This is a genomic window from Flavobacterium hydrocarbonoxydans, assembly GCF_009789235.1.
GTDB classification, from domain to species: Bacteria; Bacteroidota; Bacteroidia; order Flavobacteriales; family Flavobacteriaceae; genus Flavobacterium; species Flavobacterium hydrocarbonoxydans.
In genome coordinates, this window is sequence record NZ_WSTB01000001.1 from 244555 (window position 1) to 268386 (window position 23832).

36 protein-coding genes are annotated in these 23832 nt (G+C 34.7%); 28 read left to right on the top strand and 8 right to left on the bottom strand.

Annotation, left to right across the window (positions count from 1 at the left end):
• Positions 1-697: 697 nt before the first annotated feature.
• Entirely contained in the window at positions 698-1276 is a 579-nt protein-coding gene (locus GON26_RS01110; protein WP_160372890.1) for a VIT1/CCC1 transporter family protein, read from the top strand.
• 562 nt (positions 1277-1838) lie between these two features.
• Here the strand turns inward: GON26_RS01110 and GON26_RS01115 are convergent.
• A complete protein-coding gene (locus GON26_RS01115; RefSeq protein ID WP_160372891.1) occupies positions 1839-2549 on the bottom strand; it encodes a S24 family peptidase in 711 nt (236 codons plus the stop codon).
• Positions 2550-2653: 104 nt separating this feature from the next.
• On the opposite strand from GON26_RS01115, the gene GON26_RS01120 reads away from it, so the two are divergent.
• The 21 genes from GON26_RS01120 (at position 2654) to GON26_RS01220 (ending at position 13877) form a co-directional block, all read left to right on the top strand.
• Positions 2654-2869, top strand: coding sequence for a hypothetical protein (locus tag GON26_RS01120; RefSeq protein WP_160372892.1), 216 nt, complete (start codon positions 2654-2656; stop codon positions 2867-2869).
• Between the two features lie 5 nt (positions 2870-2874).
• A complete protein-coding gene (locus GON26_RS01125; RefSeq protein WP_160372893.1) occupies positions 2875-4911 on the top strand; it encodes a hypothetical protein in 2037 nt (678 codons plus the stop codon).
• Positions 4912-4923: 12 nt separating this feature from the next.
• Positions 4924-5802 carry an ATP-binding protein gene (locus GON26_RS01130; RefSeq protein WP_160372894.1) on the top strand — a complete coding sequence of 293 codons (879 nt, stop codon included), beginning with the start codon at positions 4924-4926 and terminating at the stop codon, positions 5800-5802.
• A complete protein-coding gene (locus GON26_RS01135) occupies positions 5803-6429 on the top strand; it encodes a hypothetical protein (protein ID WP_160372895.1) in 627 nt (208 codons plus the stop codon).
• Between the two features lie 4 nt (positions 6430-6433).
• Positions 6434-6793 (top strand): hypothetical protein, encoded by a 360-nt coding sequence (locus tag GON26_RS01140; protein ID WP_160372896.1) that lies wholly within the window; start codon positions 6434-6436, stop codon positions 6791-6793.
• A gap of 3 nt (positions 6794-6796) precedes the next feature.
• Positions 6797-7096: a hypothetical protein gene (locus GON26_RS01145; protein ID WP_160372897.1), complete on the top strand. Its 300-nt coding sequence runs from the start codon at positions 6797-6799 to the stop codon at positions 7094-7096.
• An 11-nt stretch (positions 7097-7107) separates the two neighbouring features.
• Entirely contained in the window at positions 7108-7803 is a 696-nt protein-coding gene (locus GON26_RS01150) for a DUF3164 family protein (RefSeq protein WP_160372898.1), read from the top strand.
• 327 nt (positions 7804-8130) lie between these two features.
• A complete protein-coding gene (locus tag GON26_RS01155; RefSeq protein WP_160372899.1) occupies positions 8131-8502 on the top strand; it encodes a hypothetical protein in 372 nt (123 codons plus the stop codon).
• Between the two features lie 4 nt (positions 8503-8506).
• Entirely contained in the window at positions 8507-8818 is a 312-nt protein-coding gene (locus GON26_RS01160) for a hypothetical protein (RefSeq protein ID WP_160372900.1), read from the top strand.
• A gap of 1 nt (position 8819) precedes the next feature.
• Positions 8820-9155 (top strand): hypothetical protein, encoded by a 336-nt coding sequence (locus GON26_RS01165; protein WP_160372901.1) that lies wholly within the window; start codon positions 8820-8822, stop codon positions 9153-9155.
• 136 nt (positions 9156-9291) lie between these two features.
• Complete coding sequence (locus GON26_RS01170) at positions 9292-9570, top strand: hypothetical protein (RefSeq protein WP_160372902.1); 279 nt, start codon at positions 9292-9294, stop codon at positions 9568-9570.
• Positions 9567-9896: a DUF4406 domain-containing protein gene (locus GON26_RS01175; protein WP_160372903.1), complete on the top strand. Its 330-nt coding sequence runs from the start codon at positions 9567-9569 to the stop codon at positions 9894-9896. The genes GON26_RS01170 and GON26_RS01175 overlap by 4 nt, the downstream gene beginning before the upstream one ends.
• Positions 9897-9898: 2 nt before the next feature.
• Positions 9899-10345, top strand: a complete 447-nt coding sequence (locus GON26_RS01180; protein ID WP_160372904.1) for a hypothetical protein — start codon at positions 9899-9901, stop codon at positions 10343-10345.
• Between the two features lie 3 nt (positions 10346-10348).
• A complete protein-coding gene (locus GON26_RS01185) occupies positions 10349-10786 on the top strand; it encodes a hypothetical protein (RefSeq protein WP_160372905.1) in 438 nt (145 codons plus the stop codon).
• A complete protein-coding gene (locus GON26_RS01190) occupies positions 10783-11187 on the top strand; it encodes a hypothetical protein (RefSeq protein ID WP_160372906.1) in 405 nt (134 codons plus the stop codon). Before GON26_RS01185 ends, GON26_RS01190 begins: the two co-directional genes overlap by 4 nt.
• Before the next feature lie 26 nt (positions 11188-11213).
• On the top strand, positions 11214-11498 hold the full coding sequence (locus GON26_RS01195) for a hypothetical protein (RefSeq protein ID WP_160372907.1): 285 nt from the start codon (positions 11214-11216) through the stop codon (positions 11496-11498).
• Positions 11495-11989, top strand: coding sequence for a hypothetical protein (locus tag GON26_RS01200; RefSeq protein WP_160372908.1), 495 nt, complete (start codon positions 11495-11497; stop codon positions 11987-11989). Before GON26_RS01195 ends, GON26_RS01200 begins: the two co-directional genes overlap by 4 nt.
• A 17-nt stretch (positions 11990-12006) precedes the next feature.
• On the top strand, positions 12007-12330 hold the full coding sequence (locus GON26_RS01205; protein WP_160372909.1) for a hypothetical protein: 324 nt from the start codon (positions 12007-12009) through the stop codon (positions 12328-12330).
• Positions 12331-12557: 227 nt separating this feature from the next.
• Complete coding sequence (locus tag GON26_RS01210) at positions 12558-12842, top strand: hypothetical protein (RefSeq protein WP_160372910.1); 285 nt, start codon at positions 12558-12560, stop codon at positions 12840-12842.
• Positions 12839-13549, top strand: coding sequence for a hypothetical protein (locus tag GON26_RS01215; RefSeq protein ID WP_160372911.1), 711 nt, complete (start codon positions 12839-12841; stop codon positions 13547-13549). The genes GON26_RS01210 and GON26_RS01215 overlap by 4 nt, the downstream gene beginning before the upstream one ends.
• Before the next feature lie 82 nt (positions 13550-13631).
• Positions 13632-13877 carry a hypothetical protein gene (locus GON26_RS01220; protein ID WP_160372912.1) on the top strand — a complete coding sequence of 82 codons (246 nt, stop codon included), beginning with the start codon at positions 13632-13634 and terminating at the stop codon, positions 13875-13877.
• Here GON26_RS01220 and GON26_RS01225 read toward each other — a convergent pair.
• Together GON26_RS01225 and GON26_RS01230 are read right to left on the bottom strand one after the other, a co-directional pair.
• Positions 13874-14326, bottom strand: coding sequence for a hypothetical protein (locus GON26_RS01225; RefSeq protein WP_160372913.1), 453 nt, complete (start codon positions 14324-14326; stop codon positions 13874-13876). The two genes, GON26_RS01220 and GON26_RS01225, sit on opposite strands and share 4 nt — an antisense overlap.
• Positions 14323-14871 (bottom strand): phage virion morphogenesis protein, encoded by a 549-nt coding sequence (locus GON26_RS01230; RefSeq protein ID WP_160372914.1) that lies wholly within the window; start codon positions 14869-14871, stop codon positions 14323-14325. The genes GON26_RS01225 and GON26_RS01230 overlap by 4 nt, the downstream gene beginning before the upstream one ends.
• A gap of 53 nt (positions 14872-14924) precedes the next feature.
• On the opposite strand from GON26_RS01230, the gene GON26_RS01235 reads away from it, so the two are divergent.
• Positions 14925-15203 carry a hypothetical protein gene (locus tag GON26_RS01235; RefSeq protein WP_160372915.1) on the top strand — a complete coding sequence of 93 codons (279 nt, stop codon included), beginning with the start codon at positions 14925-14927 and terminating at the stop codon, positions 15201-15203.
• On the opposite strand, the gene GON26_RS01240 is transcribed toward GON26_RS01235, so the two are convergent.
• The 5 genes from GON26_RS01240 to GON26_RS01260 all read right to left on the bottom strand — a co-directional run bounded on the left by GON26_RS01240 (position 15196) and on the right by GON26_RS01260 (position 20398).
• Positions 15196-16638, bottom strand: a complete 1443-nt coding sequence (locus tag GON26_RS01240) for a phage head morphogenesis protein (RefSeq protein ID WP_160372916.1) — start codon at positions 16636-16638, stop codon at positions 15196-15198. The genes GON26_RS01235 and GON26_RS01240 overlap by 8 nt on opposite strands.
• Before the next feature lie 107 nt (positions 16639-16745).
• Positions 16746-17999 carry a phage portal protein family protein gene (locus GON26_RS01245; protein WP_160372917.1) on the bottom strand — a complete coding sequence of 418 codons (1254 nt, stop codon included), beginning with the start codon at positions 17997-17999 and terminating at the stop codon, positions 16746-16748.
• A gap of 3 nt (positions 18000-18002) precedes the next feature.
• Positions 18003-18428 (bottom strand): phage protein Gp36 family protein, encoded by a 426-nt coding sequence (locus GON26_RS01250; RefSeq protein ID WP_160372918.1) that lies wholly within the window; start codon positions 18426-18428, stop codon positions 18003-18005.
• A gap of 3 nt (positions 18429-18431) precedes the next feature.
• Positions 18432-19961, bottom strand: coding sequence for a hypothetical protein (locus GON26_RS01255; RefSeq protein ID WP_160372919.1), 1530 nt, complete (start codon positions 19959-19961; stop codon positions 18432-18434).
• A complete protein-coding gene (locus GON26_RS01260) occupies positions 19961-20398 on the bottom strand; it encodes a DDE transposase family protein (protein WP_160372920.1) in 438 nt (145 codons plus the stop codon). Before GON26_RS01260 ends, GON26_RS01255 begins: the two co-directional genes overlap by 1 nt.
• Before the next feature lie 183 nt (positions 20399-20581).
• Between GON26_RS01260 and GON26_RS01265 the strand changes: the two genes are divergently transcribed.
• The 5 genes from GON26_RS01265 (at position 20582) to GON26_RS01285 (ending at position 23832) form a co-directional block, all read left to right on the top strand.
• Positions 20582-21538 (top strand): HK97 family phage prohead protease, encoded by a 957-nt coding sequence (locus tag GON26_RS01265; RefSeq protein ID WP_160372921.1) that lies wholly within the window; start codon positions 20582-20584, stop codon positions 21536-21538.
• 3 nt (positions 21539-21541) lie between these two features.
• Entirely contained in the window at positions 21542-22465 is a 924-nt protein-coding gene (locus tag GON26_RS01270; RefSeq protein WP_202110811.1) for a hypothetical protein, read from the top strand.
• A gap of 85 nt (positions 22466-22550) precedes the next feature.
• Positions 22551-22850, top strand: a complete 300-nt coding sequence (locus GON26_RS01275) for a cell wall anchor protein (RefSeq protein WP_160372922.1) — start codon at positions 22551-22553, stop codon at positions 22848-22850.
• Positions 22834-23292: a CHAP domain-containing protein gene (locus GON26_RS01280; protein WP_160372923.1), complete on the top strand. Its 459-nt coding sequence runs from the start codon at positions 22834-22836 to the stop codon at positions 23290-23292. Before GON26_RS01275 ends, GON26_RS01280 begins: the two co-directional genes overlap by 17 nt.
• Positions 23293-23316: 24 nt before the next feature.
• A complete protein-coding gene (locus tag GON26_RS01285; protein WP_160372924.1) occupies positions 23317-23832 on the top strand; it encodes a hypothetical protein in 516 nt (171 codons plus the stop codon).

Genomic DNA, 23832 nt, shown 5'->3' on the forward strand with positions numbered 1-23832 from the left:
CTTGATTTAGATTAAGTTTTTAGAGGAGCCATGCTCCAATTGTTTCGGTATTTGATCAGGGAGGCACACCAAAGAAAGCAGTAAATTGCACTTTAGATATGCGCGTGATAAGCTGAAGATAACACTTCAAAAAAATCATAACGTTCTTCTTCAGTTGAATAAATATTTTATAATAATCATTCCTCCAAATTAATAAATCCGCTTTCTATTAATATTCTAAAAATCCGAGCAAATATTGGTGAATATTTCTATAATGAAATCAGATCTACTCGGCTTATTTACAAATAACTCGTTTATAAATATTTAAAAATGCAGTATTTGGTGTTAATTATTGCAATAACTATTCTAGAAAAAAAATATTGCAATGAAGTAATATATAAACAAGAATAATAAAGCAGAAAATACGCAAGGCTATAATTTAAGTTCGAAAATTAATAAGTATAAAATTTATATTCATTCTAATGGTAATCCTTTAATTATTAAAGATATTTTAAAGTAATTTTATTTAGAAAATACAAGTATTCAATATCTCAAATTTCCTTTATTCAAAATCTAAATACAAAGCAAATTCACATTTAGGATTTTATAATTAAAAAAAAGCACTCAAAATAAAAGCATTTCCAAATTAGAGAATTTCTAAAAACTAATTTTGGAGGTACTAAAAATCCGGGCTGGATTAAATTAATAAATTAGAATTATGCATATTGAGAATTATTATATCAACAGAAGTGAATGGCTTAGAGCTACAGTACTTGGAGCAAATGAAGGAATTTTATCTACCACCAGTTTAGCCATTGGTGTTGCAGCGGCAAGTGTAACGAGAGAACCAATTTTACTCGCAGCAGTTGCTGGTTTAGTTGCAGGAGCACTTTCTGTACCTGCTGGTGAGTATGTATCGGTAAGCTCCCAATCTCATGTAGAAACAGCAGATTTAAAAAGAGAAAAACTGGAACTTGAAACTATGCCAAAAGAAGAACTTGAAGAACTAACCAATATTTATATTCAAAGAGGATTAAGTAAGGAATTGGCCAAACAAGTTGCTACTGAATTAATGGCTCATGATGCGCTTGAAGCTCACGCAAGAGATGAACTTGGAATTAATGAAATCACGCAAGCTAATCCTCTTACTGCAGCCTTTGCATCTGCTCTATCTTTTAGTCTTGGAGGATTGCTTCCACTTTTGGTGGTTATTTTTGCCCCTATCAAAGAAATGGTATTTTATCAATATTTTTTTTTTGATAGTTTTTTAGCACTATTATGGGCTATTAAACAATAGTTCCAAGACTACTTAATATAAAAAAGGTCGAAAAGTCCAATAAAATAAGGGTATTAAGCCAAAAAAGGTCAAAAAAGAGCGAAAAACAAAAGTTCTCTTTTACTACCATTAACGACCATTATACTACCGTTATTATTCGCATTTAAAAGCGATCTAAAGGACTAACTACCATTAAAAGGTGTAAACATACTTAAAAGCCTTATTTAATTGGTGTTTAAACAGTAATTAAATATAAAAAAGCTCCTTAAATGGGGCTTTTTTTATGGCTTAAACTTTTGTAATGGAAAATCTCAAAATTTGTAAAATCTGTTTTGCATAGACAGTTGGATGGACATTTGCATGGACATTTATAATTTTTTTTTCACCACTTAAAGCATTCCTAAAAGGGTTTTTATGTGGGTTTTATGTAAAAAATATAAAACTCACGTTACTTAATATTAAAATATAAACAAAGTTTATATTATTTTAGTCGCTGTTTATCAATGTGTTATGTTAGTAAATTGTAAAAAAGCCTTTAAAAAAAGTATATATGCAGAGTTTATTGCAGAATTTCGATTTAGTTCTATAATTGCGAGTTGATTCTGATTGAAGCTTTCACTAATGCTAAAGCTTTAATACTGCTTACAGGAAATTCAACAGTTTGATGGTGTTGATTTTGGGAAACAAATTGCACGTAACCATCTCGTTCTGATTTTTTTAAAAACTTAGTAAAGAAATACTCGTTTCCATCATTATTGATATAGGAAAGGTACATTTCACCCCAAATAATATTGTGTTCTAAGTTGTAAATCTCTTTATACATTACAATATCACCGCTTTTTAGAAGCGGATACATACTGTCTCCGGTAACATATAAAGCGCCGTCACATTTAGGAAGCTTTGGAATTCTTATGTAATCCACTGGGATTTGCTTTTGTTCACCTCCAAATAGATCAACTACCCCCGCAGCAACTTGTATGTCATATAGCGGAATATCTTGATTGTCTATTATTCTATCTGTTTTCAATTTACGAACCATTAGACCTGGCTCTTTCGTAACACCATTATTTAACATTTCTCCAATTCCATCAAGAATCCATACTTTGTTTATATTGTTGTTTGCACTACTTAATTTATCAATAAACTTATCTGATAATGGTACCTTTTCGTTTAAAATCTGTGAAAAAGAAGACTTAGTGTACCCTAAATTCTTAGCTAATTCAGCATCATTGTCAGCAAATCCGTCATAAATCAGCCATTTACACAATTTCTTAACTCGTTCTATTCTAGTCATTTACAACTTAATTTAATAATTAATAGAAAAAAAGTTTATATTTTTGTTTCGAAAATAGAAACTTTGTTTATATATTTGTTTCAATATCTGAAACTAACAAAGCAATGAGCAAAAGTAAAACAAATAATCAAAATTCCTACGAAAAAACCATTTTAGATGCTTTGTCTTCAAAATACGGATTATCACATTATTACATCCGTCAAAGTATAAATGGTAATGTAAAGGGTGTAACTCCAGATGCTATAAAGAAAGACTATTTAATTATGGAAAAGGAGTTTCAAAAAACAGTCCAAAACCTAATCAATAAAACATTAGAGTAAAAGATATGCCGTATCAATATTCAAATAATATTATTGCTGTTGGACTTGATGAGTTAGTACCAAATTTCTGGAATACTCTCGGCTCTCTTCAAAAAGAAATACAGCGATATAAGGACAAACCATTTGGAATAAAACGTTTGCAAGTTGGTGGTAATGGCAGAAAATTACTTATTGATTTTGATAGTTTAAAACCAAATATTCAGGACGCAATTGGTGATCCCCGACGAACAGACAATCCATTAGAAAACTATTTTGAGTTTGATGCAGATGCAGTACGCTACTATTCAAGATTTAAACGATCTGGAAATTCGCTTGAACCGGATGAACAAGAGCGATATATAATTAACGCAAGTGTTATGAAAGCCGTTCTAAAATTGGAGCAAGCTCGTGTCCAGGAACGCATTAAGTTAAGAGGTTCAATCAGAGGTATTACAGCGACACTGGTAAAAGATGTTGAAAACTTCAACAATACATTGAAAGTTAAACACGAAGTAAGCCACAATCTTCCAGCAAGTGAAAAACAATTTAAAAAGGTTTTAAACGCATGCAAGTCAGATTTGTATTACCCATTGATAAAAGACCCTGAAGGTGGTAAAACGAATAACGCTAGAAAAGTTGATGATAAAACGGAAATGATATTTAACGGCTTATTTAAAAACCAGTTGCACAAGCCAACGCCTACAGAAGTTGCACGTAACTACGATGCTTTTCTAAACGGATATGCGGAAGTATATAATCAGGACACCGGAGAACTATATAACCCTAAAGATTTTAAAGCTCTGTCAAATGCAACCATTATAAGCTATATAAATAAGTGGGAAAACAAATTGGCTACCCATAAAGCGCGAAGCGGTGATCGTCAGGCTTACATGGGGAATTTTAAGCCACATCATCAAATGGAAATGCCAACGTTAGCGGGCTCTATTTTATCAATCGATGATAGGCAGCCACCATTTGTTTACAACACAAAAAACGACAGAGTTTGGTTCTATTTGGGTGTTGATATTGCTTCACAATGCTTTACAACATTCGTTTACGGCAAAACTAAAGAAGGAATTATCGTTGATTTTTACCGACAAATGGTTAGAAATTATACTGAATGGGGTTTTTGCCTGCCTCATGAGCTAGAATGTGAAAGCTCTTTAAATAGCAGTTTTAAGGACACTTTATTAAGGCCGGGTAATATGTTTCAAGAAGTCAAAATCGAAGCAAATAACGCACGTGGAAAGTATATTGAGCGTATGAATGGAAAGCTACGCTACGAAGTTGAGAAAAGCGCTTCGGGATGGTTGGCCAGACCTACAGCAAAATCAGAAGCAAATCAGTTGAGTTCTGCTAAAAAACAAGTCATTCCTTATGATATTTTGGTAAATGAAAGGCTTTTAGAGATTGAAAAATGGAATAATAGCCCTCACCCTGAAAACAAAGAGTTAAGCCGTTGGGATTACTTCGAGAGAAACCAAAATCCAAACTTAAAACCTACAAATTGGAGCGGAATTTTGCCAACAATAGGCTTTAAGGAGAAAACATCATGTAATGGCGGATATGTGAGACTTCAAGGAAAAAAACGAGCCATTGCTGATGAAGGAAAAATTTTAACTGGTGAAGCACTTATTCAGCAAATGCGAATAATTGAAGGTAAAGAGTTTGATGTTTATTGGATTGATGGAAACGACAGTAAAGTATTGAAAGCACTGGTTTACATGAATGATAAATTTATTTGTGAGATTATGGAAATGCCAAGATATAACAGAGCAACCATTGAACGAACTGATGCAGATTACGAAGCTATAAAATTACAAAGCGCTTATGTTGCCTCGGTTGATGCTTTCGAAAAACGTCAAAGAAATCGAATTGAAAACATCCAAATTATTGATAATACACCAAAAACAATTAACTCAAATTTCAAAATACCAAATCTTAAAAGATATGAAGTTCGCGAAACTCCAGTAGAAGTTTTTGCAGATGATCCAGATGATGATAATGTATTTGTACCCAGCCAAAAAGCGGCTCCAGGATGGCGATCTAATTTTAACTTATAAAACCAAAAAATCATGAACCTAACAAAACAATTTAAAGAAAAAGTAAGAGAAGCAATTTTAGAAAAAAGAGAAAATTACGGTGGAAGTGATGCCGATTTTTCTAAAAGCCTAGGAATTAACAGCGCTATTTACAGCAGGTTAAAAAAAGGTGAAACTGACAAAATAATGAGTGACACGGTTTGGATAACTATAGGCCGTGAATTACAAGTAAAGGTTTTTGAAGACAACTGGAAAGTAGCAAGGACAGCAGTTTACGACGAAATAGAAGACAACTTAAGTTTTTGTAAAGAGTTAAGCCGTTCAATGGTTTTAGTTGATGATTGCGGAATCGGGAAAAGCTTTTGTACAAAGCACATCATCAAAAAAATGAAAAACACTTTTTATGTTGATTGTTCACAAGCAAAATCAAAACAATTGTTTATCCGTCTGCTTGCCAAAACGGTCGGTATTGATAACCAAGGCAAATATTACGATGTATTAGCAAATCTTAAGTATTACATCACAACCCTTGAAAAACCTTTAATAGTAATCGATGAGGCGGGAGATTTGGAGTACTCAGCATTTGTGGAACTGAAAGGAATTTGGAACGGTACCGATGGGGTTTGCGGTTGGTACATGATTGGAGCTGATGGACTAAGAGCAAAAATACAAAAAGGTATCAGCGGTAAAAAAGTAGGTTTTGCAGAAATATTTAGCCGCTTTTCTGATGAGTTTATCAAGTTGGTACCGAACGGAAAAGAAGACAGACAAGCTTATTATTCTGATCTGATCGGGACGGTTGCCATAGCCAATATGAAAGACCAATCTAAAATTAAACCTCTTATAAAAAAGTGCTTAGACAAAGAAACCACGCTAAGATATTTGGAAACGCTTATAAAAATGGGTGCATAAATGGCAAGAGGAATCACAACAAAAACACTCTTAAATAAAAAATTTAAAACATTCAAGTTTGACGGAATTTGGGAAAAAGTCTTAGGTGAGCAAGAGCGAAGTGGAATTTGGGTGATTTATGGAAATGAAAAAAACGGAAAAACAACACTAGCTCTATTGCTTTCAGAATACCTCACCAAGTTTGAAAATTTGAATTACATATCTGCTGAGGAAGGAACCGGATTCTCTTTTCAGCAAGCAGTAAAAAGAGCTCACATCGATTTTAAGAGCTCAAAAATAAAGTGGCATGATTACCTAGAAATTGAGGACTTGTCAAATGTATTAGAGAAAAGGCAGTCGGCTAGAATAATGGTCATAGATAATGCCACTGCTTATGTAGATGATTTAAAAACTGCAGATTTAAGAAGAATAAAAAGGAAAAACCCTGACAAGCTCATCATTTTAATGGCGCACATGGAAAAGAACGAACCTACAACAGCAGTTGCTAAACTAGCAAAAAAGCTATGTAATGTTTATTTCAGGGTTGAAGGTTTAACGGCGTTTGTCGGTGGCAGATGTCCGGGGGGTGTTTTAACAATTAACGAACAAACAGCAATGCTTTATCACGGAAGCGATATAAAAAAATAGAGCAATGAAATCAACAATTCAAAAATTAGCAATTACTCCAGAAGAACACGAATCGTTAATCTGGAATATTTACCAAAACTGGTGTGAAAGTGCTAGTACAACAGTATTAGAGTATCAGCAAGTATTGGCAAACGCCTCAATTAACCGGTGGTTTATGCTAGAGCTTACGAAATGTGAAGCTGAATTTCACAAGCTTACAGACAGATATGAAAATACTAGTGTGACAGCAAAAGATATGGAAAAATGCTACAAAGAATGTGCAATAGGGTTATTTAATATTCGACCAATGGCTTTATTACATCAAATAGCAAAACCAAAAATAGATAAAGGAATCAGAGTTTTTAACGCCTTATATCCTAACTAATCCATGAGTAAAACAGAAACAATGCAAAGATTAGAGGATTTACATAATGCTTTAGCGTATTGCTCAGAACGTCAAAGCATAGGTAAAATTTATGTGTTTACAACTCTTGAAAGGGTTTGCATAAATCAAGAGAGAGGCTCCCTTATGTCTATGATAAACGAAGATAATTTTCCGCATGAGGTTCGGAATTATAAAATTCCGCCAAGCATCGAAGCGAAAGTAAAAATTTCGCTAGAACACATACAAGCAACTTCCTGGGGAGGTTTTAATCAAAAACAATTTACAAACGATAAATACTATTAAAATACATCACTATGAACGCAGAAACAAATACAGAATCAATCGATTTAACAAAATTTTCACCGGAACAATTAAAAGCAGCTCTGGCAAAAGTTGAATCAAAAAAAGACAATGATAGGCTGGCTTACAAACAGCTAGTAGAACAAACAGTACCTCAGGCAATTTTCACACTTTGTGCCGCTTCTGAAATGATTTCGAATGCAAAAACAAAGGCTTTTAAATATTTTGAAGATGTTTTAAAACTAAAAGCTGATGTGTTCGGAATCAAGGAAAAACAGCAGTCACATACATTTTCATACAAAAACGGTGAAATAACAATTGGCTACCGAGTTACTGACGGATGGGATGACACAGTAAGTGCTGGAATTGCCAAAGTAGAAAAATACATCAGTTCGCTAGCAACAAATGAATCAACAGCATCACTTGTAAATATTGTTTTCAATCTTTTAAAGAAAGATGCCAAAGGAAATCTAAAAGGCAGCAGGGTTTTAGAACTCCAAAAATTGACGAAGGAAATTAATGATGAGGAATTTACTGACGGCGTGAACATCATTTCAGAATCGTATAAACCAGTTCGCTCAGTATGGTATGTCGAAGCTACTCACATAGATGATGACGGAACAAGAACACCAATTCCGCTTTCAGCCAGTTCAGTTGATTTTTCACAAGGTTACAAATTCGATTTTTACAGTGAACCAGTCAAATCTTAGTACTATCCTATTATTAACGATACTGTTAATATGGACCAATCGAAAGCCAATAGCCACTTATACAGAGTGGCTACAATTTAGAATCAGATCACTTTACAAACAAAGCAAAAATCAAAACACATGAGTAATAATAAAGACAATTCAGACAGCGTAGGCCTTATTATAATAGTTGTAACCACAATAATTTTTATCAGTTTAAAACTAACCAATACAATCGATTGGAGTTGGTATTGGGTCTTTTCTCCAATTCTAAGCGTGATTGCCTTGCTAATATTTTTAGGCATTGTAGCATATATATACGAGTTTTTTTTAAGAAAAAAATAGGTTATGACAGCAACCAAAAAACCACAAATCTACAGCGGAACCGGTTCCGCTGTAGATAACTACAACAAACCAGAAAAGCAACTTAAAACCATTTTAGAAGGTGGTAGAAGTCATAGTAAAAGCAATTGGGGATTATTCGATAAAACCAATTCGCAACATAAATATGTGCTTTCTCTATTGAGACAAGCTCAATGGGTTGTACCAAATGAACGATATGGCGAAGTTCCTGACCTTGCTAGGTTAAGCGAATTTTTAAAGAGTGAAAAATCGCCAGTAAATAAGCCTTTAAAAAGTATGTTCCCTGAAGAGATTTCAAAAATAATAATTGCCCTGGAAGGAATAGTAAAAACGGTTCATAGTTCTAAAAAAAGGTAGGCAAATGGAGTATTTGAAAATATTAATAATTCAGATAATAATTATAATAGGTGCGTTTATGACGGCTTGGTATTGTGCAATCTCACTAACCAAAAAGAGAAAACGTAAATCAAAACCTATTAAGAAACTCCAAGACCTTTATTTTTTTGAATGTGAGCTTGAAATGCTGGCAATGGGAAATTATAGCATTACAGAAGTTTGCCCGCACAATATAGCCGAAATCAAAGTATTAGAAGCCACTTGTGGATGTGAAAAAACAGTAATCGTTTGCTCCGATTGTAGAAAAGAATTATCCGAACCTAAAACCGATTGTTAAAATGAAAGTAAATCTAAAATTATCAAAACAACATCTTAACGCTTTAGTTTTCCACTTTCCTAAACCGCCATACACTCCTGAGAAATCTCGCGAAGTAAGAGTAGCCAGATCGGTTTTAGATAAAGTGATTCTGAAATTAGAGAAAAAGCAATTAGAACTGAACAGACAAGTGCCGACACTTTTCACAAAACCGAAAAAGATGTCTTTTAGTTTAGAATATTACGAGGCTCATTATCTCGAACAATTCATTTTAATAACTGAAAACTTTGCAATGAGTGATTATGATCGGAATGTACTTGGACTAATAAAAACAATCTTAAATCAACAATTAGCCTGATGAGAACAACCAAATACCTTAAACGGCCAACTCTTAAAATTGAAAGCATTTTCGAAACTGAAAAGAGACTACAAAAAGAGGCGAAACAAATTTCACAAACTTTTGTCCATACCAAACCTGTAAAATTCCTTTTAAAATGAAGATAAAAGAAGATCTAATTACTGATTGGCAAATGTTGATGTCAGGTATTAAGCAAATTGCTCAAAAGGTACCCGAATTTAAAGTGAAAGTTCTACCTGACAAGAAAATCATAATCAACAAATACGAAGTTATCTGTCACTTTATTAATAACGAATATGTTGAAGCTAAGGTAAGTTTTAAAAATGAAGATTACTTATCGGTAAGGCATGTAAAAAGCCATGCTTCGACAGTTGAAACAATATTAACCTTTATTCGAAACAATCCAAATCCATGAAAAAGAAAATATACATAGCCGGAAAAGTAACCGGTGAAGATCGGCAAGCTTGCATTGATAAATTCCAGAAAGCAACGGATTTAGTCGAAATTATGGGATTTATAGCGGTGAACCCACTTGAAGTTGTTGGTGACTGGTCAGCTACTTGGACTGAGGCCATGAAGAAATGTTTAAAGGCATTATTCGATTGTGATGCTGTTTTGCTTTTAGATGATTGGCACTTTAGCGAAGGTGCAAAATTAGAACATGAGGTCGCTGTTAAATTGAAGCTTCCAATATTTTCAACTAAAGAACCTAATAAATGGTTTTTAAAAAAAGTGAGTTAGTTATGGAGCCATTAAATACGTACAGAGCCAAAGGCAAAGAAATCGGTTTAGTATTCCTTTTTAAATACGATTTAAACGGCAATCTAAAGCAATTTGAAATCTCAGAAGGAGAATTAAACGAAGAACAAACAAAGTGGCTTTTTAGCTCAAATTATCCGTCAAATGAGAATATTATGAAAACTATTTGGATGAAGGTTAAAAAATACCTTAAAGTTTTTGAGATAGAAAAATCACCCGCAGATTTAAGTTTTGAAGCATTATGGAATTTGTACGGATATAAGGAATCCAGAAAAGATGCTGAAAGACACTTTAAAAAACTAACTGAAGCACAAAAAATAAAATGTTTTATTCAGGTTCCAAAATACAAAAAAAAACTGGCTCGATCATCAACTGCGCAAGCATTATTGGCAACTTGGATTTTCAAGGAACGATTTAACGACGAATATTAACTGATGGACAAAGAGGCAGAACTTTTAAATGTAATTAAAGAAACTTCGGGCGGTCATTTTCATTTGGCCGCCAATAGTGAAGGAAATTGGACACTTCAGATTTTTAAAACTAAAGTGATGTTTAAAGGCTCTTTAAACGAAGTTTTTCAACTTACCATTAACGAGCTAATCGAATCCAGAACACTCACACCTCCCTTTGCTAAAATTCCAAAACCGCACCGTAAAAAGTATCAATACCAAATTAGTAAAACTTTATTAAAGCAAAGCCAGGACAATAAAAACTTAGCAAATCCAAAAACAGCAGATCGCAATGGCAACTACACCATGAAGCTAAATTTTACTAAAAGCAAAGGATTTACTAACGTATGTGAAGGTATGGCAGCTTTAGGCAAAACAGCATTTGAAACCGAATTTAAACAATGGTTAAACAATCGAAAATGAAAAAAATTACAAAAAGAATAACGAATTACATCAAGGATATTTTAGGAATTACCAAGCTAGAAAACAAAATTTTCCTGCTTGAAAATAAAAATAAGTCAATTTGTTATAAGCTAGAATCTCATTCACGATGGCTAAATGAATCGAACTCAGATTATAAACTAATCCTGGGTCATGTTAGATTCCTGAATGATCAATTTTTTGTAGCGTCAGATATTAACCATTCAAAACATGCTCCTTCGGTTGTATTGATTATGCACAGAGGTAAGAAAGAAATAGTCAAGTCTTACACTTTTAATAATAAAACAGTTGAAGAAATCCACAGGATGCTGGAGGGTTTTGGTAAACATAACAACCATATTGACCAACCTATAGGTTTTCCTAATCCACGATTTCGCTATTAAACAATGATCACTTAAACAAATAAATCATGTCAAAACAATTTACAAAAGTTACTCAAACTTACTCAACCAAAAACAAACTGCAGCTTTTGATTCTTGAAAATTTGCAAGCGGTTGACGGTTCGCTTTTCAAGAATAAAAGTGAAGCTATCGGAACAATTAAAACACTGTTTAAAGCAGCTTTAAACGAGTATAAAGGAAGTGCAAAATTACCAGAATTAAAGAACTACGAACCTCACAAAAATTCACATGTGTATCATGTTGATGAAGTGATTAATATTTCAATTTATAACGTTCAAAACGACTTAGCATGATATTAGGATTTAGCACACATTTAAACGGAAAGCCTACTTTTTTTGTAGAAAAAATACATGTTGGAATTAGAATTGAAAACAAAGTAGGATTGAGCGAAGCGCATGTTACTCCAAACTATAACTTCTTTGTGAAATCCAAGTGCAAACCAAAAATACACAGTATCCGGGAAGACCCAAAAGACCGCTGGGAAAAAGGAAAAAAGATTGATTTCTTCATCAATGTTCGCAAAAAAGATATGTTTCGATTTGCTCCGGTTCTGCCGGTGGTCAGTACCCAGTCCGTTTATATGAGCTACGCTTATAATGACATTATTGAAATATCAATAAACGGGCAGCAATTGCACGATCAGAATAAAATATTAGAGTTTGTAAAAAATGACGGCTTCGATACCTGGGAAGACTTTTTTAATTATTTCTACCCCCTTATAAGAAAAACAAAGGATAATTGGTACGCTGCTAAAATTATTCACTGGACAGATTTAAAATACTAATTTAAACAAACGACAAAATGAAAAATATAAGTAAAAAAGACGCAAACAGATCAGCAAGATTATACTGGTTTTTAATGGGTTTTCTCCTGGCATCGAGCCACTATCTACTTTCGTGCAAAGCAACTTTACTGAATAACTTTATGGTAACCGATTCTAAAAATTGTAATTACTATACTGATTCTTATACAATCGTTAATGACAGTATTTATTTTTCCCAAAGGAAACGAAACAAAACAGAACAAACTTTCGTTTTTCCGGTGAAGAATATAAAAATTGTTGACAAAGAAAGGAAAACCGTAAAAATAAAAGAATCTAACCTAATACCTTTGAAATATGAATGATAAATATCAGCAAATAAGAGACAGGGAATACGCTAAATTAGCATTAATTCATGCGGAAATTGACAGAAAAACACAATTTAGAATTAGGATATTGGCAGCTTTAGTATTGTTTCTTTTTTTGGCTATTGTTTATGTTGTACTGTTTTATTAATATATTTGAAATAAAAATAATGGATTTAAAAAAGAATGAACCCCAAAAAAAAATAATTTATTCAATAGAAAGAAGTATGTTTCCGATAGTAAATGAGTTTTTAATGGATTCACTTCGATATTTGCAACATGAATGTAAAGTTGATTACCGAAACATTCGAATATCAATGCCTAAGAGATTTATTGAAGCAATGGAATATTACAATAGAGAACTTTACAACGGACACGGAAGTACACTTTTTCCAGCTAAATACCATAACATTACCGTTTTGGAAAATTATAAAAACGAAATTGCAGTATTTTGTGTTTACTATGAAAATCATGAAAATGAATTAATTAAAATTTTAAATTTGCAACAATGAATAATAAGTCAAAATCAGGTTATACAGCGGAAGATTTAACGAATGGATTAATGAATCTTGCTAAAGCGGTTCAGGTGACGTCCCAATCTTTTAAAAATCTGGGAAATACACTTGAAATTTACCAAAGACCTTGGAGCCAAAGAGTGAAACAAAGGAAAGCAGTTAAAAAGCGCTTTCATATCGCAATTTTATTTTTGATTTCGATGTTTGTCCAGGCTCAGGATGCAAAATATATTAAAGCTTTAGATTCATTAAGTAATGAATCAGCTAGAGAGTTCGCAGATCAGATCATTTCCAACAGCAAAACCAAATTTGAGTTTTTGAGAATTGACGAAACAACCAACCAACCTGAAAATTTTTATGAAGTTCTCTATATTCCTGCTGATGCAGTTAATAAAGAAAGAAAAGCAAAGTCGTTTTTTCAGTGTGACGAATGCTTAAAAGTTAAATTTTATATTGATCAAGCAGGCGAAAATATAGAATTAGAAAAAAAAGGAATTAGGACTTTACGTTTTAATGAAGTAACCGGAAAGTACTTGGATTTATTTCCAGTTTGGGAAAAAGTTTTTAAACCAGGATTAAATGTTGAAAAAACGATTGAAGATTACAAGAGTAGAGTATTAAAAATAAAAGAACCAAGAATTGAATATCGTTTTGACAAAAATGATTATGCGGAAAACAACTGGTACATCCATAATTACTCATAAAAAAAGCCTCCAATATGGAGGCTTTTTTTATGCTTAAAAGTTGAGTTGTACGATATTAAAAATATATATATTTTTGTCCTATATGAGTGCAACTAATCAATCTATCGGAATCAGATATAATACGCTGAAACGCTATCAGCTTATTATGCAGTTATACAAAACTCATAAAACAGAAGACATCCCGGACACTGTTATTTTAAGAAAATACATTTGCCCGGTTTATCCGATTTCAAGAACTACATTTCACACTATAATGTGTACACCGGTTAACAAAGAAATTGCCGAGCTGGAGACATTAAAAAGCCAACAACTTAGAATGGCTATTTAAACATTGTGCAAACCAATTGTATAAACTACTTGATATTGTTGGATTCCATCATCACGCTTTACCCTTTTAAAAGATCGGCGCATTAGCTTTCCTGAGCCGATCACAGGCGCAAATCCATGTACTTTTGCATGCGCAGCTTCGATAATATCATGTATTGACCAGGCACTATCTTTTTGGGCTTGTGGAGCTTTAAAACTTGTATTAGTAATTTTTAGGTTTGCAAAAGTCAATGTTACTAGTCCTGTTGCTTCCTGCCTGTTTTGTGGAACTGCTTTTTTATCAATTCCTAAATCACTAAAATCTACATTGGACATATCAATTAAACAGCACGGCCAAATAACTGGTGAATTTGGTGAATAGTCGTCAAGTTGCCCCCAATCTTCGTCAATATATGGAATGCCGGTAACTTCGTTAATTTTTGCCTGAGTATTCTGTAAAAATTCTTTCATCGTCTAAATTGTTTCATAAGTTCATCACTATATATTTTTAAATTGTCGTCAATTACGCCTTTTACAATTTTGGTAACTTCCGGGTGACCTCCTATAATTTGGCGTTTTTCGACTTTTATTTTATGCCCTATTTTCATTAAAGCAAGGCTTTTCCATTTTTCAGCCTCAGCACTAAGATTAAGGTTTTTTTTGCTTTTTCTTTCAGCTCCGCTTTTCTTAGTTGTTATTCCGCCCAGGGCTTTATAATACATAGCCCAGAAATACGACTTCATTTTTGCCGTTACAACAATTTCACCGCCTTCATTATGTACTGAGGCATAAGGTAATGAACTGCTAAAGCGAATCACACCTTCACGAATATTATACCTTATTGATCTGCGTAGGTTTCCGGTTCTGTTCAATAAAGAACCTCGACTATTTGCAATTTTTGTGGTCGGCCACTTTTGAGTAAAAAAGGCTTTTCTTTCAAAATTTCGGTCAAACTCTTCGGTTAATTCAACCGCTAAATCATTGACTATTTTTTTTTCTAATTCCTTTAAATCCATTTTTTACGGTTTATAGTATTGTAAATCAAAATACTTATCTTAATTTTGTTGTTATGGAAACCATATTTGACTTTAAACCAACGCCTCAGGAACTGAACGACATTCGTTTTGATTCCTTTTCGTTGTGCCTAAAATTTGGTATAGAAACCGACAAAGAGCTCACACAAGAGATTTATAAAGAACTTGTCTCGCAAGAAAACGCCTATTATGATTTAGCCGTTTTATTTGAATTTAGAGAAGACCAGGACAAAGCAAAAGAATATTGGAAAAAACTACCAAAAGCACTTCAAACCGAAGGTTTGGGTTATGATTGTGCCAATATTGCTATTTAGTATTTTCGTTTAAATATTTCGTGACCTTACTACCAATCGTGCTGTAATCCTCCATTAAAAAAGGCATCAAATGCTTAGCTGCTTTCTTCTCATCAATTTTCCTGTTTTTTAGATTTGCTCTAAAGTCAGTTATCCAGCTTTTGTAACCGTAGCCATTTTCTAAAATTTCTTTTTGGTGAATTGCTTCGCCTCCTAATTTTTTTATAAAGTCCGGGTATGTATGTCTTGCAACAAATTGGTTGACCGTTTCCATATTTTTAGTACCAATTGTACTCAATTTTTTTGGCGGTGTTTTAGTTTTAGCGTGTAATATTTCATGCCATAAACTTTCAAAAGAATATTCCTGGTTAAAGGTCATTTTCTTACCGCTTTTAATTGCAGCCAAACCACCTCTAAACTCTTCAAGCGGATTAAATTTAATACTTGAAAACTCGTGACTGCTTAATGTTATGATTGAACCACCAACCCATTCACCGGAATTTCTATTGTGATACATGGCGTGTTGCATCATATATGAAGTTGATTTTAAAAACTTCACATCGTCCAGGCCTCTTCTAAAATCTTCCGGTGAAATATCAGCGTACTTTAAAAGAATAGCTTTCATTTCGTTATTGGTCGGATCTTCGCCTTTAATAAAGTCAGCCAGATCAATAGTGTTTTCTTTTTTCAATTCTTTAACTACTGCTTTTGCTCCTTTAACTTTAGTGTATGGATGCTCAGGCGGGAAAATCTTTTTTGTTAGTCCAGGATTAAACCTGAATATTGCAAGTTTGTTTTTTCCATCCTTACCGATTTGGCTTGTGGCTTTTTCACCATTAGCAATAGATTTTTTGCTGTCACTAACATCAAATTTTCCTTTTCTAACCATGATAGCCAAACAACGACAACGCCACCCGTTTGGCGGATAATAGTAAATCCAAAACACATCGTCAGCCGCAAGAGTTACATTGTGCAATATTGCGTGGCTATCTCTTACTTTGTCATCACTAGCTGTTCTATATTGCAAATCATAATCACTTGAAACATCCGCCCAATTCGCTGCTGACTGTGCTGATGATCCTGCAAATTGCCATTCTGCTTCTAAGTAATTCTGATTGTAGTTTTCTTTGATTTTTGAGACATCTTTAGAAAACTGACTAAATGATTTTTTTTTGTTTTCATCAGTCAACAAAAGGCTTGAAGCTTCAAATAATTGCGCATGTGTTTTAAGCCCCGAAAATATAAATATATCTTCTTTCAGACTTTTGAGCATTGCTTCCGGGATGTCATTATCTAAAATAGCAGATTCAAAAACTGAACTCGTTTCTTTAATCAGATTTTTATATTCTTTGGTTTTTAGTAAATCTTCCGGGGTATATTTTCCGTTCTGATGCAGTTTTTTAAATGCCTTTTCAACGGTTTTTAAAACGCCTTTAAATTTGTTTTCTATTGCCAATGTTACAACGCTTTGTTTTTCTGTCTTGCAGTCTTCGCAATTGCAATCGTACAGAAAATTTAACCGGTTATGTAACGCCCCAAAATACCCATCATAAGCTTTGGGGCCTAGACGAAAAAACCCTCACCAAATGAAAGATTTGTTGCTGGAGCTGTTGCCGCTTGTAGAGGTCTTAATATTTTCAAACCAAAGGTCGAGTTCATCCATTCGATATCCATTTCATATTTTTGCATTGCTTCTTTAGTCATTGACCATAATTGCGCGATATCTTTAGTTTCAGGATATGAGAAAACACAATCGCCGGAAATTATTCCAATATTTATCAATGCCGGAATTACAACTGCATTCCAATATTGCTCAATCAATGATAAATCACTATTAACTAAGGTTTGTAATGTTTCCTGCATTGATGCTTCTTTAGATCGGCTACCGTTTTTGGTGTCCTGACCCATTACAGCACCATTGAAAAGCATTGAAAGTTCGTTGTTACAAAATTTCATTAAACTTTCATAAACAACACCGTCCGCTTTTGTCGCTTCCGCAAATTCGAATGCTTCGTTTTCGTCAATAATAAACCAAGCCGCTGCGCCAAATTCTTTCATCATTCGCTCAGCTCTTCGAAGCATTGCAATATTTTGCGTATCGGTTTTCATAACACGTGGTGGAATGCCGGCAATCTCACAAAGTTCAGACCAACAGGATTGCGCAAAACGTTTAAACAACACGTGAGGTACAGCGCAATTCATCAGACCTAAATCTTCCGGGTCTCCAAACTCTAAAATCCATGTTCCGAATTCACGCATTTCACGATATGCGAATCCTTTATCATCCCTGTAATCAGGATAAAATATGCCTTCTTTTGGATCAATGTTTTGTCTCTTTAAAAGCTTTGCGCCCAATTGCGGTTTCGTGGTCTCTACGTTGTTTAATTTTTTAATCCAATCTAACTCTACAACGGAATGACCATGCGTAACGGTGCCTAAAATTGCCTTATTGATTTCATTGACCCAAATTTTATCCTGCAAAAAGTTGGTAACCTCTTCGTTAAGTTTTCCGGCTTTATCTGTTATTTGAAAGTTACATGCTAATGACTTTAAAAAACGGTTGCCGACCTGAGAACGAAGTAAACCATCGATGTTAATTTCATCGTATAGGTTCATTAATAGAAAACGTTTTGGTTTTTCGGTTTTACCCGCCATTGTTAGTGCCGTTTTCCACGTTAACACGTCCTGACGCACACGCGACATTGCAACCGGAACAATTTGATTTACTAATCCGGGAGAGCCTCCCTTTGCGGTTGTTGTTTTTGATGCCAATTCTATTCTATTTCGGGCTAGTGATCTAACTTTTCTACTGCTCATTTTTTACTCGTGATTAAATTTTATTCGTGAACCAAAACCAAAACCGTCCAAATCGTCTTGTTGATCATCAATAGGAATTGTGGGTAAATCGTCTAATTTTACCGTTCCTTTAGATAATTTAATAAACCAGGCTACAGCTCTGTCGTATCGTTCTTTTGCCTGCTCATATATTATGTCAGCATTGCATAATTCTACCAGATACCATTTTGCAACGGTTACTGTGTGTGTAAGAATCAAAGGATTTCGAGCCGTTCCCGTTGCTGCAAATGTGGCGACAACATCATAAGACGACGTCCCGGACAAATACCCGCCAACTTCCTGAATGGCTGCGCCGATGGCCTGCAATACTAAATCATCATTCCCTTCGGTGATCTGATCAATCTGATAGCCATAAATGGCACTTCCTAAATCGCTTTTTTCTAAAAACATATGTTAATATTTTCTATTACTACCCCCTCCGTATGAATAACCGCCCTCCATTGGAACCGCTTTGTTATCCAAAATCCAACAACCGCCTTCGAGCATATCGGGCCCGTCCATTGTTTTTGCATTTTCTTCAACTCCCAACATTTGCCCTTCCATAACTACCATATCAGGGTTTGTCTTTTCATCAATATTGAAAATCAAATTACCTTTTGAGTGAATTGGTTCCAGCGTTCCTTCAATCCTGAAAAATTTCTCAGGTTTCTTTCGTTTGTCTTCTGTTATTGGCAAATGCAAATCCAAATCCCTGCTTCTTTTTTTAATTTCAGGAGTGATTACTTGCTCGTAGTGCGGGTCTTGCAGTGAGTTATTTTCAATGTAGATTCTTTTGATATCGACTTTGTTTTGAACCAGGTATTCGTAAGCTTCAAAAAGCCAGTTCACAAAAGTTGCGTTGTTGGTTTGCTTAAGCCAAATTTTGTATAAGTACCTCTTAGAACCTTTTTTGCCAATAATACCTACTGATTTATAAGAAGCCTGTTTACTTGCTCCTTTGTCTTTATTTGAAGTTGACGGGTCAGCATAAGCCAGGACAGAATCACAGGAGCTTAAAGGCGGACATTTGCCGTAAAGAACTTCTTTGAATACATCACCATCAGCAACCGGATTATTATAATATTCCTTTTGTTGAGCTGTCCAGGATATTTTTGAAAGCGCACGATCAATTAGAGTTTCAGTGTTTTTTTGTGGCCAAGTCGAAACTCCGTTTTTATCACGAATGTTTATGATCTCATGTTCGTCGGCAACTTTTGCCATTTCAGTAACACAACAATATTTAGCAATAATGTTACCGCAGGCAATCCACAATAAAGGGTTTGAAATAGAACGGGTACCATATAAAGCTTCTTCTAACCATTTTACTTTAGCTTTGATTCTGGAAGCGTTACGACACTCTTCGTCCGTATCAATGTCATCAATCAAAATACAGTCTGGACGCACTTCGTCTTTACGAGTTCCACGCGGTGACTGTCCGGCACCAAGCGCACGAAACGAAACGCCTTTTTTAGTAACAAATTCGCCCGCCTCCCAAGCTCCTAAACTTTCCTGTTCGCCATAATCATTGATTATCCTGTTATTGGCTTCTAATATCGATTTGTAAGGAAGCAATAAACGTTCGGCGTTATCATAAGTACTGGAGACTAATAAGATGTTTTTCTTTTTCCCGGTCATTGCCAGGAAAAGAACTTCCATCATTGTACGTCCTGTTTTTGAAAGTTCACGAGACCAGGAACGAACCTCATACCATTCCGGGTTGCTTAAAACTCTTTTGGTTGCAGCTTTATGGAACGGTGCCGGTTCTGATGTATAGAAATTAGGGAAATAGTATTTAAACCATTGTTCAGGGTTTTTCTCTAGTTTGGCAATACGGTTTTGTTTGTCAACTAAAGTTTCAGTTAAATCAATAGGTGTCGCCTTTCGGGTGTTGTCCCGAAACTGCTGCCATAATTCAAAATACTTTTTATCTTCCGCGTTAGCCATTATTTCATTTTTGCAGTGATGAAGACATCAAAATGATTTGTAATTGTTTTAGCAAGCTCCAAATCCTGAGGGCGTACAAACTCAATGAAGTTTCTTGCAACTTCTACAGTGTCGCCAATTGATGTTTCGGTTTCAAGTCGATTAATGGCAGCAGTTATTTTTATAATGGTGTCTGCCTCCTTTCCGGTAGCAACCTTAAATTCTCTTTTCGAAATATCAGTATTAAGAAAATCAAGCTGATCATATAAAAATGAAAGCTGGGTTTGTTTGGTAGTCAGTAAAGATTTTTTAAGACTGTCCCATTTTCCTTCCTTAATCCATCTGGCTAAAGTTTTTTCGGTTACAGTAACTCTTTCCGCTATTTCCTTTTGAGTTAATCCGCCTCCTATATATAATGATTTCGCGTACTCTTTTTCCTGCGCCTTTTTTAGTGCCATTGTGTCGATTTTATAAGCAAAATTGATGGAATAAAGGCGGTTTAAAAAAATCATGTTCAGGGAGTTTATAACCTTATACGGTCAGTTTATACAAAGGTTCAGGGAGTGTCACTATTTTTTTTTAAGGCGTTCTAACTACTAATCTTTGCCATCTCAAAATGAAATAAACACACACATTAGATTATGCCTAAACCTTTTGTTTTTAACGATCAAACACAGGACAATAGTTATGGATTTAGCATTGTAACATCTGGTATCAGTTTGAAGAGATTCAAAAAAAACCCGATGATGTTAAATCAACATTGGAACTCTACCAGTAATGTTTTGGGTAAGTGGGAAAATTTGAAAGTTGACAATGACTTACTACTTGCTGAACCTGTTTTCGATTTAGATGATGAGGACGCAGCGTTTGTTTCCGGTAAGGTTGATCGTGGCTTTATAAATTCATGCTCAATGGGAATTACGTTTAATCGCGATGATTTAAAAATTATCGGTGATAAAGTGGTAATGACCAAATGTGAACTTTATGAATGCTCTATCGTAGCCGTTCCGTCAAATGCTAACTCTATCCGTCTTTACACCCAATCTGGCGAACTCTTAAAAGATGAAGAGGTTAAGGAATTGTGTTTATCAATACAGCCTGAACCAGGCGACACCCAAAAATTAGATTTAAACCCTAAAAACGATATGAAAAAAATCACACTAACATTAGCTGTGTTAACAGCTTTGAGTTTTGATAAAGCGACACCGGAAGTGGATGTCGAAGCTGTTGAAGCCGCGATCTTAAAATTGTCAAAAGACAATACCGAAATGAGTGCTAAACTTTTGGCGTTACAAACTGAAAAGGATAACGCTGCCACTTTGGCCATTGAAGAAATGGTAACATTAGCAATTACAGAAGGTAGAATCCCGGCCACAAAAAAGGATGACTTTGTGAAGCTTGCTACTGCTGATTTTGCATTGGCAAAAACAACTATTGAAAGCATTCCGGCAAAGGTCACTTTAGGAGACAAAACAATTGTTCCTACTGGTGGTGTAACCACTAAAGAAGAGTTTCAAAAATTAAGTCTGGATGCTCAGTTGGCTTTCAAAACCACAAATCCAGACGAATACAAAAAAATGTTTAACGTAAAAAAATAAAAGATGCCACAAAATTTCCCAGAAATTTGGTTAGATCGTGTGATCGAAAACCTAGATGAAGCAGACCAAGCGCCATGGTTAGAAGGTGTTGCCGAGCTAGACGCTGATGTTAGCCAGTTGGGTGAAAACACAGCAACGGAACAAAATATTATTCACATTGCTGCAACTGATTTTGAAGTTGATGTTTTAGTCAATAATAATACCTATCCAATTCCTGTACAGGAGTATGCAGATGGACATTTACAATTTACGCTTGATAAGTATCAAACAAAAGTTGTTACGGTTTCAGATGATCAGATTATGGGTGCATCCTATGATAAGATCGATACAGTAACCAAAAGTTCTGTTAGAGGGATTTTGGTTGAGAAATATAGCAAAGCCATTCACTCGATAGCTCCACAAACCAATACTGCTAAAACACCGGTTATTTTCGCTACAGGTGTAAACGGAACTGATGCGCCTTTAATGGACGGAACGCGTCCAAGACTTACATACGATGATTTAGTAAGACTTAAAGCGGCCTGTAAGTCAGGTAAGTTTCCTTTAAAGGATAGACGTTTGGTTTTAACGGAAGATCATTGGAATGATTTGTTACTAGATCGTAAAAACTTTGGTGATAAACTGATCAATTACACTGAGGGAATGCCAGCTCCTAAAATTTTAGGGTTTCATTTATACACTTATGAAAACATGCCTTACTATACGGATGCGGGTGTTAAGAAGGCTTATGGCTCAGTACCTGCCGGAACTGATAAAGCTGGTTCTATTGTTTTTGGTCTTACTGGTGTTGCAAAGAAAACAGGTAATACAAAACAGTATTTTACCCCTGCTGCAACAAATCCATCAGGTCAAACAAATGATTTGGCTTACCGTCACTACTTCTTAGCGACTCCTTTCAGAGCTGAAAAAATAGGCGCAATTCTTTAATTAAAGCCACAGATATAAATATGTAAAAAGGCTCTACTATGGTTTTAAAAATCCACTTATAGAGCCTTTTTTTAAAAACGATTAAATGGAACAAATTGTTTACCCGGCTATTACAGCTTTTTTATCTGGATTAATTACCTGGCTCTTTTCACGAAGAAAAACGCTCGCTGAAGATAGAGCGGCGGAACTTGATAACGCTGTAATGGCTGTTAAATATTACCGGGACATGCTCGATGATATGGCAACGAGATTGACCGCAGCTTACGAGACCATCAAGGCTTTGGAAATTCAACACAGGGAATTAATGTTAATAAATCAGCAGTTAGTAGATGAGTTGCAAAAGTTCAAACAATTAAACGGAAAGCCACATGAAACTACGAAGTAAAGCTCTAGCAATAGCCCAAAGCCAAATTGGCGTACAGGAAATACCGAAAAACAGCAATGCTGGACCAGCGGTTGAAAAATATTTAAAATCAGTGGGACTAGGAAAAGGTTACGCGTGGTGCATGGCTTTCGTTTATTGGTCAATAAAATCAGCTTCTATTGAATTGAATGTTTTAAACCCATTGGCAAAAACAGCCGGTGTTTTGGACATGTACAATAAGATGGCAAAGCTCAGAGTAACCACACCACAACCAGGTGACTTTTTTATAATGGATTTTGGAAATGGTACCGGACACACAGGATTTGTTGAAAAGGTTTTAGACAACGGAAAACTTCAAACCATTGAAGGAAATACCAATGACGAAGGAAGTCGTGAAGGGTACGAGGTAGCTCGAAGATACGACAGAAAAACATCTCAAATGAAAGGTTTTATAAGATTTTAAAGCCTATTTAAAAAGCAATTAAATATGAAAAACAGCATTAAAAAAACTCTCTGTTCATTTTACTTTTTGTTTTTTGTTTTCTTGATTGGAACGTTCGTTGCTTGCAAAAGCAACAGCGTTCCTTTATCAACCAAGACAGAAGTAAACACAGTTACAACAAAAGTAGTTGTACGTGACACAGTTTTCGAAATTAAACCAGATAGCTCTTATTACAAGTCCTGGTTAGAATGTATTGACGGTAAAGTCAAAATTAAAGGAATTCCAGAAATTAAACTTGGTAACTTTTTAAAACCGCCTAATGTCAGCCTCTTCAATAATCAGCTAAAAGTTGATTGTTCAACAGAAGCTCAACGGCTTTTCGCTTCCTGGAAAGATACATACATATTAGAAAACAAGCAGGGCGAAATAACAATTCCAGTTCCTTACGAAAAACCTTTAACCTATTGGCAACAAACCGAAATATGGTGCGGCAGGCTATTTATGGTACTGGTCATATTGGGACTGATCTATTTTATTTATAAACTCAAAAAACCTATTTAA